Annotated in this window: 12 protein-coding genes; 8 read left to right on the forward strand and 4 right to left on the reverse strand. The window is 64.5% G+C overall.

Going from position 1 to position 16,263, the window contains the following annotated elements; translation table 11 throughout:
* Positions 1-234: 234 nt before the first annotated feature.
* The 3 genes from HU230_RS23190 to HU230_RS23200 form a co-directional block, all read right to left on the reverse strand.
* Positions 235-1,779, reverse strand: coding sequence for a SpoVR family protein (locus HU230_RS23190; protein WP_176529697.1), 1,545 nt, complete (start codon positions 1,777-1,779; stop codon positions 235-237).
* A 4-nt stretch (positions 1,780-1,783) separates the two neighbouring features.
* Positions 1,784-3,052 (reverse strand): YeaH/YhbH family protein, encoded by a 1,269-nt coding sequence (locus HU230_RS23195; protein WP_176534906.1) that lies wholly within the window; start codon positions 3,050-3,052, stop codon positions 1,784-1,786.
* A 111-nt stretch (positions 3,053-3,163) separates the two neighbouring features.
* Positions 3,164-5,107 carry a PrkA family serine protein kinase gene (locus tag HU230_RS23200; protein ID WP_173638133.1) on the reverse strand — a complete coding sequence of 648 codons (1,944 nt, stop codon included), beginning with the start codon at positions 5,105-5,107 and terminating at the stop codon, positions 3,164-3,166.
* A gap of 508 nt (positions 5,108-5,615) precedes the next feature.
* On the opposite strand from HU230_RS23200, the gene HU230_RS23205 reads away from it, so the two are divergent.
* The 8 genes from HU230_RS23205 (at position 5,616) to HU230_RS23240 (ending at position 14,399) form a co-directional block, all read left to right on the forward strand.
* Entirely contained in the window at positions 5,616-6,233 is a 618-nt protein-coding gene (locus tag HU230_RS23205) for a hypothetical protein (RefSeq protein ID WP_176529696.1), read from the forward strand.
* Between the two features lie 41 nt (positions 6,234-6,274).
* Complete coding sequence (locus HU230_RS23210) at positions 6,275-6,724, forward strand: DsrE family protein (protein ID WP_176529695.1); 450 nt, start codon at positions 6,275-6,277, stop codon at positions 6,722-6,724.
* Positions 6,725-6,942: 218 nt separating this feature from the next.
* Positions 6,943-9,789: a bifunctional transaldolase/phosoglucose isomerase gene (locus HU230_RS23215; protein ID WP_176529694.1), complete on the forward strand. Its 2,847-nt coding sequence runs from the start codon at positions 6,943-6,945 to the stop codon at positions 9,787-9,789.
* An 11-nt stretch (positions 9,790-9,800) separates the two neighbouring features.
* Positions 9,801-10,784 carry a phosphogluconate dehydrogenase (NAD(+)-dependent, decarboxylating) gene (gene gnd, locus HU230_RS23220; protein ID WP_176529693.1) on the forward strand — a complete coding sequence of 328 codons (984 nt, stop codon included), beginning with the start codon at positions 9,801-9,803 and terminating at the stop codon, positions 10,782-10,784.
* Between the two features lie 20 nt (positions 10,785-10,804).
* A complete protein-coding gene (zwf, locus tag HU230_RS23225; protein WP_176529692.1) occupies positions 10,805-12,298 on the forward strand; it encodes a glucose-6-phosphate dehydrogenase in 1,494 nt (497 codons plus the stop codon).
* A 2-nt stretch (positions 12,299-12,300) separates the two neighbouring features.
* Positions 12,301-13,053, forward strand: coding sequence for a 6-phosphogluconolactonase (pgl, locus tag HU230_RS23230; protein ID WP_207832015.1), 753 nt, complete (start codon positions 12,301-12,303; stop codon positions 13,051-13,053).
* Positions 13,054-13,107: 54 nt separating this feature from the next.
* Positions 13,108-13,596, forward strand: coding sequence for a gluconokinase (locus HU230_RS23235; protein ID WP_420840893.1), 489 nt, complete (start codon positions 13,108-13,110; stop codon positions 13,594-13,596).
* Positions 13,593-14,399: a Cof-type HAD-IIB family hydrolase gene (locus HU230_RS23240; RefSeq protein ID WP_176529691.1), complete on the forward strand. Its 807-nt coding sequence runs from the start codon at positions 13,593-13,595 to the stop codon at positions 14,397-14,399. Before HU230_RS23235 ends, HU230_RS23240 begins: the two co-directional genes overlap by 4 nt.
* A 42-nt stretch (positions 14,400-14,441) precedes the next feature.
* On the opposite strand, the gene HU230_RS23245 is transcribed toward HU230_RS23240, so the two are convergent.
* The gene (locus HU230_RS23245; protein WP_176529690.1) at positions 14,442-16,250 is read right to left on the reverse strand and encodes a glycoside hydrolase family 15 protein; all 1,809 of its coding nucleotides are present in this window, start codon (positions 16,248-16,250) and stop codon (positions 14,442-14,444) included.
* Positions 16,251-16,263 lie beyond the last annotated feature (13 nt).

Raw genomic sequence — 16,263 nt, forward strand, 5'->3', positions numbered from 1 at the left:
TTGACGCGGCGCACATTATCAATCGCGCCCGCGCAGGCAATCACCAAGAAGACTTCAATGAGATTTCCGCATGCCGGCAATCACGTTCGCGCGTGGAACATGATGCGTTTCAATATCCGGAATGTTGCCGGGATGTTCATGATGCGAGTCTTCAGTGGACACCAAGGTTCACCAAGCAAGACTCGCGTTCCGCGCGGCGGTCACCGCGCGCTGATCGCTGCGTTAGCGCACTCCTCAGGCAGCGACCGCAGCCGCGCGCGGGCTGACGACGTATTCCTTCAGCACCTTGTCGGTGCCGTCGAGTTCGGTGAGTGCCACGTCGTAGGTCCACAGATCGGCGAGATGCTGCAGCACGCGCCGCGTGTCGGTCTCGTTGAGTTGCGCGCCCTTCACGGTGGTATGACGCAGCATCAGCCGGCGATCGCCGTCGAGATCGACATCCACGACCTCGATATTGGCGTCGACGAAGCCGACATCGTATTGCCGCGCCAGCTCACGGCGCACCCGCCGGTAGCCGCGCTCGTCGTGGATCGCATCGACCTTGATGCCCTGGCTTTCGGCCGGGTCGTCGTGCAGATGGAACATGCGGAAGCGCCGGATCAGCGCCGGGCTGAGGAACTGGTTGATGAAGCTCTCGTCGCGGTAGTTGCTCCAGATCTCGCGCAGCACGCCCTCGACGTCACCCTTGCCGGCGATATCGGGGAACCAGGCGCGGTCCTCGTCCTCCGGATTCTTCACGACCCGCTCGATGTCCTGCATCATGGCAAAGCCGAGCGCGTATGGATTGAAGCCGGAATAGCGGCGATCGTCGAACTCGGGCTGAAACACCACATTGGTGTGCGACTGCAGGAATTCGAGGAAATTGCCGTCGGTGATCCGGCCCTGCTGATGCAGCCGGTTCATGATGCGGTAATGGACGTAGGTCGCGGTGCCCTCGTTCATCACCTTGGTCTGGCCCTGCGGGTAGAAGTACTGCGCGATGTGACGCACGATGCGAATGAGCTCGCGCTGCCAGCCTTGCAGGCGCGGCGCGGTCTTCTCGAGGAAGTAGAGGATGTTCTCTTGGGGCAGGCCGAGCAGCGCGCGGCGGCGCTCGGCAGTGAGCGCGGCCTTGCTCTTGGCCTTGGTGTTCGGCACCGTCCGCCACAGATCGTTGAAAACGCTCTCCTCGTGCTGCCGGCGCTCGCCGGCGCGCTTCTCCTCGGCACGCAAGTCGAGCGTCTTCTTTCCGGGATAGCGGTCGACGCCATGCGACATCAGCGCATGCGCGGCATCGAGCGTCCGCTCCACCGTCTCGCGGCCATGGCGATCCTCGCAGGCCGCGATGTAGCCCTTGGCGAATTCGAGATAATCGAGGATGCCGTCGGCATCGGTCCACTGCTTGAAGAGATAGTTGTTCTTGAAGAAGTGATTGTGCCCGAACGCCGCGTGCGCGATCACCAGCGTCTGCATCGTCGCCGTGTTCTCCTCCATCAGATAGGAGATGCACGGCGAGGAGTTGATCACGATCTCATAAGCGAGGCCCATCAGGCCCTTGCGATAGGACGCTTCCTGGAAGGCGAACTGTTTGCCGAACGACCAGTGCTTGTAGAACAGCGGCATGCCGACCGACGAATAGGCGTCCAGCATCTGCTCGGCGGTGATCACCTCGATCTGGTTGGGATAGACGTCGAGCCCGAGCTCCTTGCGCGCGACCTCCTCGCAGGCGTCGTGAATCCGCTGCAGCGTCTGGAAATCCCAGTCGGCGCCCTCGAACAGCCGTTCGCCGGAAGACCCCATCAAACTATACCCTTTCCTGGCTGGTGCGGCGCTTGAACAGGTCCTGGAACACCGGGAAGATCTCGCCCCGCTCGCTCACCTTGCGCATCGACAACGGCGCGCCGTCGTTGCGCAGACGCTCATACAGCGTCCAGAGCGAGGAGTCCGGCATGTCGAAGGTGTAGTTGGCGGCCTCGCCGACCTCGAGATAGGCGAAGAACTGGCAGACCGGCAGGATCTTGTCGGTCAACAGATGCCCGGTCACCGCGCTGTCGGAAGTCATGTTGTCGCCGTCCGAGGCCTGCGCGGCGTAGATGTTCCAGTCGGCGGGACGGAAGCGGGTGCGGACGATGTCGTTCATCGCAACCAGCGCGCTCGACACCAGCGTGCCGCCGGACGCCGGTCCATGGAAGAACGTATCCTCGTCCACCTCCTCGGCGCGGTCGGTGTGCCGGATGAACACGATCTCGACATGCTTGTAGCGCCGCTTCAGGAAGACGTAGAGCAGCATGTAGAACCGCTTTGCCAGATCCTTCATGTGCTCGGACATCGAGCCCGAGACGTCCATCAGGCAGAACATCACGGCCTGCGCCACCGGCTTCGGCACCGTCTCGAAGCGGCGGTAGCGGATGTCGATCGGATCGATGAAGGGGATCCGCTTGGCCTTGGCCTTCAGCGCTTCGAGTAGCGTGAGCAGTTCTCGGCGGCGAGTCTCGTCTTCGCACGCCGCGAGCTCCGCCTCGAGCGCCTCGATCTCGTCCTTGCGCGGCCGGCGCAGCGCCACGCGACGCGCCAGTGCCCGGCCCACCGTGCGGCTGATCGAGATGTTGGCGGGCGAGCCCGAGGTCGCATAACCGGCGCGCTGGATGCCCTCGCTCTCGGTTTGAGCGAGCTTGCGCTTGGCAAGATCAGGCAGTTCGAGGTCGTCAAGGAAGAGGTCGACGAACTCCTCGCGGCTCAGCACGAAGCGGAAGGCGTCCTCGCTGTCGCCCTCGCCCGCGCCGGAGCCCTTGGCGCCGCTCTGGTTCGGACGCTGCAGCCAGTCGCCCTCGACGAATTTCTTGTTGCCCGGCAGCACCATGTCACGCGTGCCGCCCTCGCGCCGGAACCGCGGCTCATCCATGCCGTCCAGCGGGATGGTCACCTCGCCACCCTCCAGGACATCCTTGATGTCCCGGTCCTGCGACGACTTCTTGACGGCCCCCTGCACCAGCGCCTTGGCGCGCCGCAGGAAGCGCTGACGATTCTCCAGGCTCTTGCTACCCGGATTCAGCCGCCGATCGACGATATGCATGACCACGTTGCATCTGCCTCACGCCGGATGCGATCATGACAGTCGCATCGCATTCTTATTGGACGGGACGGAACGAGACGGAAAGCCGCTGCCGGCTTTCCGGATCGTGCACTAGCCGGCCTGCTTCACTCGCATGTACCACTCGACGAGCCGGCGGACCTGGCGCTCGGTATAGCCGCGCTCCACCATCCGCTCGACGAATTCGCCATGCTTCTTCTCGGTCTCGCCGTCCTTCTTGGAGCCGAACGAGATGACCGGAAGCAGATCCTCGACCTGGGAGAATATCCGTTTCTCGATCACGTCGCGAACCTTTTCGTAGGAGGTCCAGCTCGGATTCTTGCCGCCATTGTGCGCCCGCGAACGCAGCGAGAACTTGACGACCTCGTTGCGGAAGTCCTTCGGGTTGGCGATGCCGGCCGGCTTCTCGATCTTGGTCAGCTCCTGGTTCAAGAGCTCGCGGTTCATCAGCTGGCCGGTGTCGGGATCCTTGAAGTCCTGGTCCTCGATCCAGGCATCGGCGTAGTCGACATAGCGGTCGAACAGGTTCTGGCCGTAGTCGGCGTAGGATTCCAGATAGGCCTTCTGGATCTCGTTGCCGATGAACTCGGCATAGCGCGGCGCGAGGTCGGCCTTGATGAATTCGAGATAGCGCTTCTCGACCTCGTCAGGCAGCTGCTCGCGCCGGATCGCCATCTCCAGCACATACATCAGATGCACCGCGTCGGCGCCGACCTCGGTGGTGTCGTGATTGAACGTCGATGCCAGCACCTTGAAGGCAAAGCGGGTGGAGACGCCGTCCATGCCCTCGTCGACGCCGGCCGCGTCCTTGTATTCCTGCACGCTGCGCGCCTTCGGATCGGATTCCTTCAGGCTCTCGCCGTCATAGACCCGCATCTTGCCGAACAGCGTGGAGTTCTCGTGCTTGCGCAGCCGCGACATCACCGAGAAGCGGGCCAGCGTTTCCAGCGTGGCCGGTGCGCACGGCGCGGCGGCAAGCTCGGAGGTCTGGATCAGCTTCTCGTAGATCTTCTGCTCCTCGGTGACCCGCAGGCAGTACGGGACCTTGATGACGCAGATGCGGTCGATGAAGGCCTCGTTGTTCTTGTTGGTCTTGAAGCTCTGCCACTCGGCTTCGTTCGAGTGCGCGAGGATGATGCCGGTGAACGGGATCGCACCGATGTTCTCGGTGCCGATGTAGTTGCCCTCCTGCGTCGCGGTCAGCAGCGGGTGCAGCATCTTGATCGGCGCCTTGAACATCTCGACGAACTCGAGCACGCCCTGGTTGGCGCGGTTGAGGCCGCCGGAATAGCTGTAGGCGTCGGGGTCGTTCTGGGCGTAGGTCTCGAGCTTGCGGATGTCGACCTTGCCGACCAGCGAGGAGATGTCCTGGTTGTTCTCGTCACCGGGCTCGGTCTTGGCGACCGCGATCTGGCGCAGCCGGGAGGGCTGGATGCGCGCGACGCGGAATTGCGAGATGTCGCCGCCGAAGGCCTCGAGCCGCTTGTAGGCCCAGGGCGACATCAGCCCGCTCAGCCGGCGGCGCGGGATGCCGTACTTCTCCTCGATCATCGGCCCGAGCTGCTCGGGGTCGAATAGCCCGAGCGGGCTCTCGAACACCGGCGACAGCTCGTCACCCGCCTTCAGCACGTAGATCGGATGAATTTCCATCAGCGCCTTGATGCGCTCGGCGAGCGACGACTTGCCGCCACCAACCGGTCCGAGCAGATAGAGGATCTGCTTGCGCTCTTCGAGGCCCTGTGCGGCGTGGCGGAAGAAGCCGACCAGGCGCTCGATCGTGTCCTCCATGCCGAAGAAGCCGGCGAAGGCCGGATACGACCTGATCGTACGGTTCAAAAAGATACGGCCAAGGCGTGGGTCCTTGGCCGTGTCGATCATCTGGGGCTCACCGATCGCCGCTAATAACCGCTCGGCCGCATTGGCATATCGCATCGGGTCACTTCGACACGACTCCAAATACTCGGCCATCGACATGTCGGTCTGGCTTCGCGCTTCAAACGACCTTGCGAAGGCGTTGAACAAAGAATCGTTGTACATGATCCCTCTCTCCACGATATGTATCGCCGCACGACTGACACGAGTCGCAACCAGAGCGTCCTAGGATCGAATCAGCGTCGGCACGCTGGGTCCATTGGACACTCGACCGACTCATTTCGGCAATGCACGGCGCGTGCAGCCTCTGCCTTATCAACAGGCAGGAAGCTTAATGGTTCATCAATATCCCCCGTTGGTAGCCTGATTTTAACGGTTGTAGCCCCTCAGCCACATCCGTGGTTTACCGGGGCCCAGGCTTCCGAGGCGGACATCCGAGCGGGGCAACTTCCCCGTCCGGCGATGAACGTTGGGCTCCCTGAAAAGGTGTGGCTGTCCTGCCTTGGCGTCAAGATGTGCACGTCACAGACTCGCATGAACAAACTGTCAGACGAGGTTGAACGTGCCTCCTTGTCGCCGCGACTAAGGCAACGAGCCCGCGCAGTTCCACGCGGCACCATTGCCGCGCATTAGAGATGACACCTTGGAGGCGCCGGCTATTCCCGAGGCGGTCATGAAGCAGACGTTCCTTGTTGTCGCACTTGCCGCCGCAGCCTGCGCCGGCGCGGCGTTAACCGTCGAGGCGCAGGAAGGCGTCGACAAGGCCAAGGCGGCCGCCTTCGACAACAGGATGTTCGCAGGCCCGCCCGGCGCGAAAGCCTATGCCTGCTTCGTGCGGCGATACGATGCAAATCATCTGGCGCAGCATCCGAAGCAGAAGGTCAGCGCGATGAAGCTGCTCGTCGCCGCCGAGGATGCGCCGGAGGACAAGACCACCAACTACTCGTTCCGGCTTGGCGTCGCCTACCGCCACCGCCCCGGCAATTTCGACTCCAGCGGCTACTGCAACCACGCGGTCGCGACCGAATCCGGACACGAGATGCGCTTCGAATGCAGCGTGGATTGTGAGGGCGGCGGTATCACTGTGGCGTTGTCGAAAGACGACAAATCCGCGATCGCGCGCCTTGGCCGCATCGTGGTGTGGAATCGCAACAAGCCCGACGACGATGCGGGCGAGGCGCTGCTCGCCGGCGCCGACGACAAGATCTTTCGCGTCGATCGCGCTGACTTGAGCCAATGCGCCGAACTTGTGACCGACCGCAAGGAACTCGCTGCGCTCCGCCACAAGTGATAGGCTTTGCGCCGATCAACAATCGTTGCGGGAGGGACGCCATGCACCGACGCAGCATCCTGTGGGGCGCCCTCTCGGCGATCGGCGCTGCCTTTACAGCGTCACGGGCGAACGCGGCTACTGAGACCCCACCACCGGGAAGGCTGAAGGTGGTCTATCACCTCGACGACCTCGACAAGGTCAATTTCGTGATCGGCAACATCCAGAACCACCTCGACGGCGTCGGCGGCCCCGGCAATGTGACGATCGCGCTCGTGGTGCACGGCCAGGCGCTGAAGGCGTTTCATTCGGCGGCGGTCAATCCCGGCCTGTCGAAGCAGGTCGGCCAGTTCACCAAGGATGGCATCGCGCTCGCCGCCTGCGGCAACACCATGAAATCGCAGAACATCACCCTCGCCGACCTGCTCCCGGGCTTCGTTGCCGCCGAACGCGGCGGCGTGGTCCGCCTCGCCGAGCTGCAATCCCAAGGCTACCTCTACCTGCGGCCCTGACGCGCAGCCGCGCGCCCGCAACGCGTCATAAAAATGTGCCGAGATCAGGGTCTGCTCGCACCGGCGTCCGAGGGGATCGAACTGTTGTGAATGGCGTTATCCCTTGGGAATGCTGATATTCCGCCCGGGCCCCCAGCCATGTTGACAATCCGCCTCCACCCCCGAAAGCTGCCCGGGAACCCAAAAATCGACCCTCGATCGAACGAGAACAGGCACCCATGAACCCCGTCAAAGCACTCGAAAATCACCGCCAGGCCGTCTGGCTGGACTTCCTTGCCCGCGGCTTCGTCGCCAAGGGCGACCTGAAGCGGCTGATCGAGACCGACGGCGTCAAAGGTGTGACGTCCAACCCCTCGATCTTCGAGAAGGCGATCGGCAGCTCGGACGAGTATGACGGGGCGATCGGCAAGGCCCTCAAGAAGGGCGACCGCTCGGTCGCCGACCTGTTCGAACACCTCGCGGTCGAGGACATCCAGCACGCCGCCGACGTGCTGCGCCCGGTCTACGACCAGAGCCATGGCGGCGACGGCTTCGTCAGCCTCGAAGTGTCGCCCTATCTCGCGATGGACACCAAGGGCACGATCGCGGAGGCCGAACGGCTCTGGAAGGACGTCCACCGCAAGAACCTGATGGTCAAGGTGCCGGCGACGCCGGAGGGCCTGCCGGCGGTCGAGTATCTGATCGGCGAAGGCATCAGCATCAACATCACGCTGCTGTTCTCGCAGAAGGTCTATCGCCAGGTCGCGGAGGCCTATCTCAAGGGCCTGGAGAAGTACGTCGCCAAGGGCGGCGACCCCTCCCATGTGGCAAGCGTCGCCAGCTTCTTCGTCAGCCGCATCGACAGCGCCGTCGACAAGCAGCTCGACGAGAAGATCGCGCGCGCCAACGACCCGTCCGAGAAGGAGCGGCTCGCGGCCTTGAAGGGCAAGGTCGCGATCGCGAATGCAAAGCTCGCCTACCAGGACTACAAGCGCCTGTTCTCCGGCCCGCGCTGGGACAAGCTCACGGCCAAGGGCGCCAAGCCACAGCGGCTGCTGTGGGCTTCGACCGGCACCAAGAACAAGGACTATAGCGACGTGCTCTATGTCGAGGAGCTGATCGGCCCCGATACCGTCAACACCGTGCCGCCGGCAACCCTCGATGCGTTCCGCGACCATGGCAAGGTCCGCGACAGCCTCGAGGAGAATGTCGAGGACGCCCGCCACGTGCTGGAGGAGCTCGAGAAGTCCGGCATCTCGCTCGATGCGATCACCGAGGAGCTGGTCAAGGACGGCGTCAAGCTGTTCGCCGACGCGGCCGACAAGCTGTACGGCGCGGTCGCCCACAAGCGCGCGACCTCGCTCGGCGGCGGCATCGACCATCAGAAGCTGGCGCTCGGCGCCGGCATCGAGAAGGCGGTCGAGAAAAGCACCGAGGAATGGCGTGCGTCGGCCAAGATCCGAAGGCTCTGGCACAAGGACAAGTCGGTCTGGACCGGCGATGACGAGGACAAATGGCTGGGCTGGCTGACCAGCGCCGCGACCGCCGACGTCGCCGACTACGAGGATTTCGCCAAGCGCGTGAAGGGCCAGAACTTCACCGACGCCGTTGTGCTCGGCATGGGCGGATCGAGCCTCGGGCCGGAGGTCTTGGCGCAGACCTTCCCGCACAAGTCCGGCTTCCCGCGGCTGCACGTGCTCGACTCCACCGATCCGGCGCAGGTGCGCGCGATGGAGGAGTATGTCGACATCGCCAAGACGCTGTTCATCGTCTCCTCCAAATCGGGCGGCACGACCGAGCCGAACGTGATGAAGGACTATTTCTTCGACCGGGTGGCCAAGGCAATCGGCAAGGACAAGGCCGGCCATCGCTTCATCGCGGTGACCGACCCCGGCTCGTCGCTGCAGAAGGTCGCGATCAAGCAGGGCTTTGCCCGTATCTTCTACGGCGATCCCGCGATCGGCGGCCGCTATTCCGTGCTGTCGCCGTTCGGCCTGGTGCCGGCGGCGGCCGCAGGCATCGACGTCCGCAGCCTGCTCGGTCATACGCTCGCCATGGTGCGCTCCTGCGGCGCCGACGTGCCGCCGCAGGAAAACCCGGGCGTCCAGCTCGGGCTGGCGATGGGCATCGCCGGGCTCGAAGGCCGCGACAAGGTGACGATCTTCGCCTCCCCCGAGATCGCCGATTTCGGCGCCTGGGCCGAGCAGCTGATCGCGGAATCGACCGGCAAGGACGGCAAGGGCCTGATCCCGATCGAGGGCGAAACCATCGGCGACGCCGCGGTCTACGGCAACGACCGCTTCTTCGTCGACCTGCGCACCGAGGGCGAGCACGACGCCGCGCATGAGGCCAAGCTCGCCGCGCTCGAGGCCGCCGGCCATCCCGTGGTCCGGATCGTGATGAAATCGATCGACCATATCGGCCAGGAGTTCTTCCGCTTCGAGATCGCGACCGCGGTGGCAGGCGCGATCCTCGGCATCAACCCGTTCAACCAGCCCGACGTCGAGGCCGCCAAGATCAAGACCCGCGAGCTGACCGCAGCGTTCGAGAAAACCGGATCGCTGCCGGCCGAGCAGCCGGTGGTCTCGGCGGATGGAGTCGAGCTCTACACCGACGTGCAGAACGCCGAGGAGTTGCGCAAGGCCGGCGCCAATGGCGACCTCAATTCCTGGATTAAGGCGCATCTCTCCCGCTCCGCCCGCGGCGACTATGTCGCCCTGCTCGCCTATATCGAGCGCGACGGCGACACCATCGATGCCATGCAGGCGATGCGGCTGAAGGTGCGCGACGCGAAACACCTTGCGACCTGCGCCGAATTCGGCCCGCGCTTCCTGCATTCGACCGGACAGGCCTACAAGGGCGGGCCCGACAGCGGCGTGTTCCTGCAGGTCACGACCGACGACAGCAAGGACCTTCCGGTGCCCGGCCAGAAGGCGAGCTTCGGCGTGATCAAGGCGGCGCAGGCGCGCGGCGATTTCGACGTCCTCACCGAGCGCGGCCGGCGGGCGTTGCGCGTGCATCTCAAGGGCGATCTCACCTCCGGGCTTGCGGCACTCGATGCCGCGATCTCGGCCGCACTGAACTGACGGAGGCCAGGATGCAACTCGGCATGATCGGCCTCGGGCGGATGGGCGGCAACATCGTCCGCCGCCTGATGAGCAACGGCCACACCACCGTGGTCTACGACAAGGACCCCAAGGCGGTCGCGGCGCTGGTCGCCGACAACGCCACCGGTTCCTCGTCGCTGGAGGATTTCGTGCTCAAGCTGGAAGCGCCGCGCACCGCCTGGGTGATGCTGCCGGCCGGCAAGATCACCGAAGCCACCATCGAAGCGCTGTCGAAGCTGATGCAGCCCGGCGACGTCATCATCGACGGCGGCAACACCTTCTGGCAGGACGACGTCCGCCGCGGCAAGGCGCTTCGGGAGCGCGGGCTGCACTATGTCGACGTCGGCACCAGCGGCGGCATCTGGGGCATCGAGCGTGGCTACTGCATGATGATCGGCGGCGACAAGGCAGTCGTCGACCGGCTCGATCCGATCTTCAGGACGCTGGCGCCCGGCATCGGCGACATCCCGCGCACCTCCGGCCGCGAGGGGCGCGATGTCAGGATCGAACAGGGCTACATCCACGCCGGTCCGATCGGCGCCGGGCATTTCGTCAAGATGATCCACAACGGCATCGAATACGGCCTGATGCAGGCCTACGCCGAAGGCTTCGACATCCTGAAGAACGCCAATATCGAGGCGCTGCCGGCGGACCATCGCTTTGATCTCGACATCGCCGACATTGCCGAAGTCTGGCGGCGCGGCAGCGTGATCCCGTCCTGGCTGCTGGACCTCACGGCCTCGGCGCTGGCGCAGAACCACACGCTCGACAATTACTCCGGCTTTGTCGAGGATTCCGGCGAAGGCCGCTGGACCGTGAATGCCGCGGTCGACGAGGCGGTGCCGGCCGAGGTGCTGACGGCGGCGCTCTACACCCGCTTCCGCTCGCGCAAGGACCACACCTTCGCCGAGAAGATCCTCTCGGCGATGCGCGCAGGGTTTGGCGGCCACAAGGAGCCGCCGAAGAAGGCTTAAAGCGAACCGCGGAAGGTCACGTGCAGAAGAAACCCGATCCTTGCTCCTTCATCATCTTCGGCGCCACCGGTGATCTGACACACCGGCTGGTCGTTCCGGCGCTCTACAATCTCGCCGCCGGCAATCTGCTGCCGGAGAAATTCTGCGTGGTCGGCATTGTCCGCAAGGGCATGTCGAGCGAGCAGCTGACCGACAGCCTGATGCAGGGGCTGCGCAAGTTCGCCACCCGCCCCGTCGACGAGGCGATCGCGAAGCGGCTGTTCGAATGCGTCACCTCGATCGAGGCCGATCCGCGCGATCCCGCTTCGTTCGACGCCATGAACGAACGGCTCGACAAGCTCGAGACCGCCCGCGGCACCGGTGGCAACCGGCTGTTCTATCTCGCGACCCCGCCGAACGCCTTCCTGCCGATCAGCGAGCAGCTCGGACGCACCGGCATGCTGGAGGAGAACGGCGCCTGGCGTCGGCTGATCATCGAAAAGCCGTTCGGCACCGATCTGGCATCGGCCAGGGCGCTGAATTCAGCGCTGCTGAAGCTGATGGACGAGCACCAAATCTACCGGATCGACCATTACCTCGGCAAGGAAACCGTCCAGAACATCCTGGTGCTGCGCTTTGCCAACGGCATGTTCGAGCCGATCTGGAACCGCAACCACATCGACCACGTCCAGATCACCGTCGACGAGAAGCTCGGCGTCGGCCATCGCGGCAGCTTCTATGACGCCACCGGCGCGCTGCGCGACATGGTGCCGAACCATCTGTTCCAGCTGCTCTCGCTGGTGACGATGGAGCCGCCGGCGCGCTTCGACGCCCATGCGGTGCGCTCGGAAAAGGCCGAGGTGCTGAGCGCGATCCAGATCCAGAGCACGCAGGAGGCGCTGTCCAATTCGGTGCGCGGCCAATATCGCGGCGGCCGGATCGGCGACGCCGAGATCGAGGACTATCTCAAGACACCGGACGTCAAGCCCGACAGCTCGACCGAGACCTATGCGGCACTGAAGCTGACCATCGACAATTGGCGCTGGGCCGGCGTGCCGTTCTACCTGCGCACCGGCAAGGCACTGACCACCAAGCGCACCGAGATCGCGATCAAGTTCAAGCAGGCGCCGTTCGCGATGTTCCGCGATACCGCGGTCGACCGCCTGTCGCAGAACTACCTCGTCATTTCGACCGAGCCGACCGAAGGCATCGAGCTGCAGTTCAACACCAAGGTGCCGGGCCCGGCCATCAACATCGACGGCGTCGAGATGAAGTTCCGCTACAAGGACTACTTCAAGGCGGAGCCGTCGACCGGTTACGAGACACTGATCTACGACTGCATGATCGGCGACAATTTGCTGTTCCAGCGCGCCGATAGCGTCGAGGCCGGATGGCAGGCGGTGCAGCCCTTCCTCGACGCCTGGAAGACTGCCGGCGGGCGCGGCCTGCAACCCTACAAGGCCGGCAGCGAAGGCCCGGAGGCGGCCAACGCGCTGCTGACGCGCGACGGCCGCAGCTGGCGGAAGCTCAGCTGACCATGACCACGGGCGGCGAGCGCAAGATCATCACGGTGGCCGATCCGGCCGCACTGGCGCAGACCGCCGCCGAACGGGTGATCGCCAGGATCGACCAGAACAGCGGCCGGATCGCGATCTGCCTCACCGGCGGCTCCAGCCCCAAGGCGCTCTACCAGCTGCTGGCGACACCGGACTATCGCCGGCGGATTCCGTGGGATCGCATCGACTGGTTCATCGGCGACGAGCGCCTGGTGCCGCGCAAGGACAAGCTGCACAATATGAGCATGGCGCGCCAGGCCTTCCTCGACCGCTGCGCTCCGGCCGCGAACGTCCATCCGATCGCAACCGACACCGCCGATCTCAGGGATCCCGACGTCAGCGCGGCGCTGTACGAGAACGAGCTGATGGCCTTCTACGGCGCCGAACAGCTCGATCCGAAGCGGCCGCTGTTCGACCTGGTGCTGATGGGCATCGGGCCCGATGGCCACACCGCATCGCTGTTTCCGGACTATCCCACGGTCGAGGAAACCCAGCGCTGGGTGGTCGGGGTGCCCAAGGCCAATGTCGAACCGTTCGTGCCACGCGTCTCCTTGACCCTGCCTGCCCTCGCCTCCTGCCGCGAGATGCTGTTCGAGGTGGCGGGCGAAAACAAGCGCGCGATCTTGACGCGCCTGTTCGCAGGCGAGAACCTGCCGGCAAACCGCGCGCGATCGCTGGGCGAAACCGTCTGGTTGATCGATCAGGCCTCGCTGCCGGAGGATTTTCGTGGATGATGCTCTTGGGTGACTTTCTTGGGTGACGGGCAAAACCCCTGCGCACTGGTCGTGATGGGCGTTTCCGGCTCGGGCAAGAGCACCATTGCCGACCGCCTCGCGATCAGGATCGGCTGGCGCTTCGAGGACGGCGACAGCTTTCATCCGCCGAGCAACGTCGCGAAAATGCATTCGGGCCAGCCGCTCACCGACGAGGATCGCTGGCCCTGGCTGCGCGCGATCGCCAATGAGATCGACCGCACCTGCGGCGTCCGCGAGCGCGCCGTTATCGCCTGCTCCGCGCTGAAGCGCTCTTATCGCGACATCCTGGTGCACGGCCGCGACGACATCCGCATCGTCTTCCTCGACGGCACAGAGGAGCTGATCGCCACGCGGCTGGCCGCGCGCAAGGACCATTTCATGCCGCCGGGCCTGCTCGCCAGCCAGTTCAAGACGCTGGAGCCGCCGACGCCTGACGAACGCCCGATCACGGTTGCGATCGACCGTTCGGTCGACACCATCGTCGAAGACATTGTCAGTCAACTGAAACTGGACCGCTCATGACCCGCATCGCCCTTGTCGTATCCGATGTCGACGGCACGCTGCTCACCAAGGACAAGACCCTGACTGACGGCGCCCTGACCGCGGTGCGCAGGCTGCATGAGGCCGGCATCGGCTTCACCATCGTCTCGAGCCGGCCGACGATCGGAATGGGTTTCCTGGTCGCGCCGCTCGCGGTCACGCTGCCGATCGGTGCCTTCAACGGCTCGTCGATCGTCGATCCGCAATTGCAGCCGATCGAGCAGCATGTGATTCCCCCTGCCGTCGCCAGGCGCAGCGTCGACCTGCTCTGCGAGCGCGGTGTCGACATCTGGCTGTTCACCAACGACCGCTGGCTGACGCGAAATCCTGACGGCGAGTACAACGCGCACGAAAAGCGCGCGATCAAGCATGATCCGACTATCGTCAGCGATTTCACGCCCTATCTCGACCAGGCCTGCAAGATCGTCGGCGCGAGCTCGGATGCGCCTCTGCTGCAGCGCTGCGAGGCGGAGATGCAACAGATGGTCGGCCATGATGCGACCGCGGTCCGCTCGCAGACCTACTATCTCGACGTCACCCCGCCCGGCCACGACAAGGGCACCTTCGTCGAGGGTATCGCGAGGCGCCTCGGCGTGGCGCTGGAGAATGTCGCCACGATCGGCGACATGCAGAACGATCTGCCGATGTTTGCGAGAAGCGGCGTCTCGTTCGCGATGGGCAATGCCAGCGACGACGTGAAGGCGCGCGCCACGCATGTCACCGAAACCAACGAGCACGACGGTTTCGCGCGCGCGATGGACACGGTGCTGACGATGGGCCGTTAGGGCGGCTTTCTAAGAAGATCGTGCGCAAAGCAAAAACCACGATCAAGTCGACCGCTGCACCGCGGGTTTCTGGGCGTCGGCTCTGGCGGCGCTGAGATTGTGCGCCGTGTTGATCAGCGCGATGTGGGTCAGCGCCTGCGGAAAGTTGCCGGTCTGCCGGCCGGCGCCGGAGTCGTACTCTTCTGCCAGCAGCCCGAGATCGTTGGCGACCGCCACCACGCGTTCGAACATGGTTTGCGCCTTGTCGAGATCTCCCGCCAGCACATGGGCGTCGGCAAGCCACAGGCTGCAGGCCAGGAATGCGCCCTCGATCGGCTGGATTTCGTCGGACACCTCGCGCGGATCGTGCCGCAGCACGAACCCGTCGCGCATCATGTGCCGCTCGACCGCCGCGATCGTGCCGCGGATGCGCGGATCGGACGGCGGCAGGAAACCGACCGACGGCAGCAGCAGCAGGCTGGCGTCGAGCAGCTTTGAGTCATAGCTCTCGACGAAGCTGTTGAGACCAGGATCGAAGCCGCGCCGGCAGACGTCGCGATGAATCGCCTCGCGCAGCACCCGCCATTTGACCAGCGGCCCCTTGAAGCCGAACCGCTCCGCGCTCTTGATGGCGCGGTCGAAGGCGACCCAGCACATCACCTTGGAGAACACGTAATGTCTGGGAGTGCCGCGACGCTCCCAGATGCCGTGATCCGGCTGGTCCCAGACATCGGCGAGATGACTGACGACGGTGCATTCGAGCGACCAGCTCTTATCATCGAGTTTCAGCTTGGCCATGCGGGACTGGTGGAAGGCGTCGATCAACTCGCCGTAGACGTCGAGCTGCAGCTGCGCATGTGCGGCATTGCCGACGCGGACCGGCTGCGCGCCTTCATAACCGGGCAGCCATCCGGCTTCCCATTCCAAGAGGCGCCGCTGCCCCAGGATGCCGTACATGATCTGCATGTCGGCAGGAGCACCGGCCGCGGCCCGCAGCAGCCAGTTGTGCCAAGCCGCCGCCTCCTCGGTATAGCCCGAATTCATCAGCGCCAGCAGCGTGAAGGTGGCGTCGCGCAGCCAGCAGAACCGGTAGTCCCAGTTGCGCGCGCCGCCGAGTTTTTCCGGCAATGACGTGGTCGGTGCGGCAACGATGCCGCCGGTGGGCCTGAAGGTCAGCGCCTTCAGCGTGATCAGCGAGCGCATCACGAGGCTGCGCTGATAGCTGCCGTCATAGGTCGAACGGCTGCACCATTCCTTCCAGTATGCCTCGGTATCCTTCAGCGCTGCCTCGGGGGCGATCGACCCCGGCACCGGCTGATACGACGCACCATATGTCAGGACGAACGGCACGGTGTCGCCCTCGCCGATCTCGAAATCGGCGATCGTGGTCAGGTCCTTGCCCGATGTCTTAACCGGCGTGCGCAGCACGGTCATGTCCTGCCCGCTGATCGCCAACAGTCCGTCGCCGTCCGGGTTCTTCTTCACCCAGGGGACATCGACCCCGAAGCCGAAGCGGATCACCAGCTCCATGTGCATCTTGACGCGGCCGCTGATGCCGCGAACCAGGCGGACCACGTCGGAGGCATTGCCGCGCGGCGGCATGAAGTCGATCAGCGCGACCACTCCATCCTCGGTCTCGAACCGCGTCTCGAGGATCAGCGTATCGTCCCAATAGCGGCGGGAGGTCTGTCGGACCTCCCCGGCCGGCGCCAGCAGCCAGCGGCCATTCCGCGACGTGCCGAGCAGCGCCGCAAAGCAGGCGTCGGAATCGAATGCCGGCCAGCACAGCCAGTCGATCGAGCCGTCACGGCCGACCAACGCTGCGGTCTCGCAATCACCAATCAGTCCATAGTCTTCGATACGAGAGGCCACGCGCCGTGCTCCG

Origin of the sequence: Bradyrhizobium quebecense (genome assembly GCF_013373795.3) — a bacterium.
GTDB lineage: Bacteria > Pseudomonadota > Alphaproteobacteria > Rhizobiales > Xanthobacteraceae > Bradyrhizobium > Bradyrhizobium quebecense.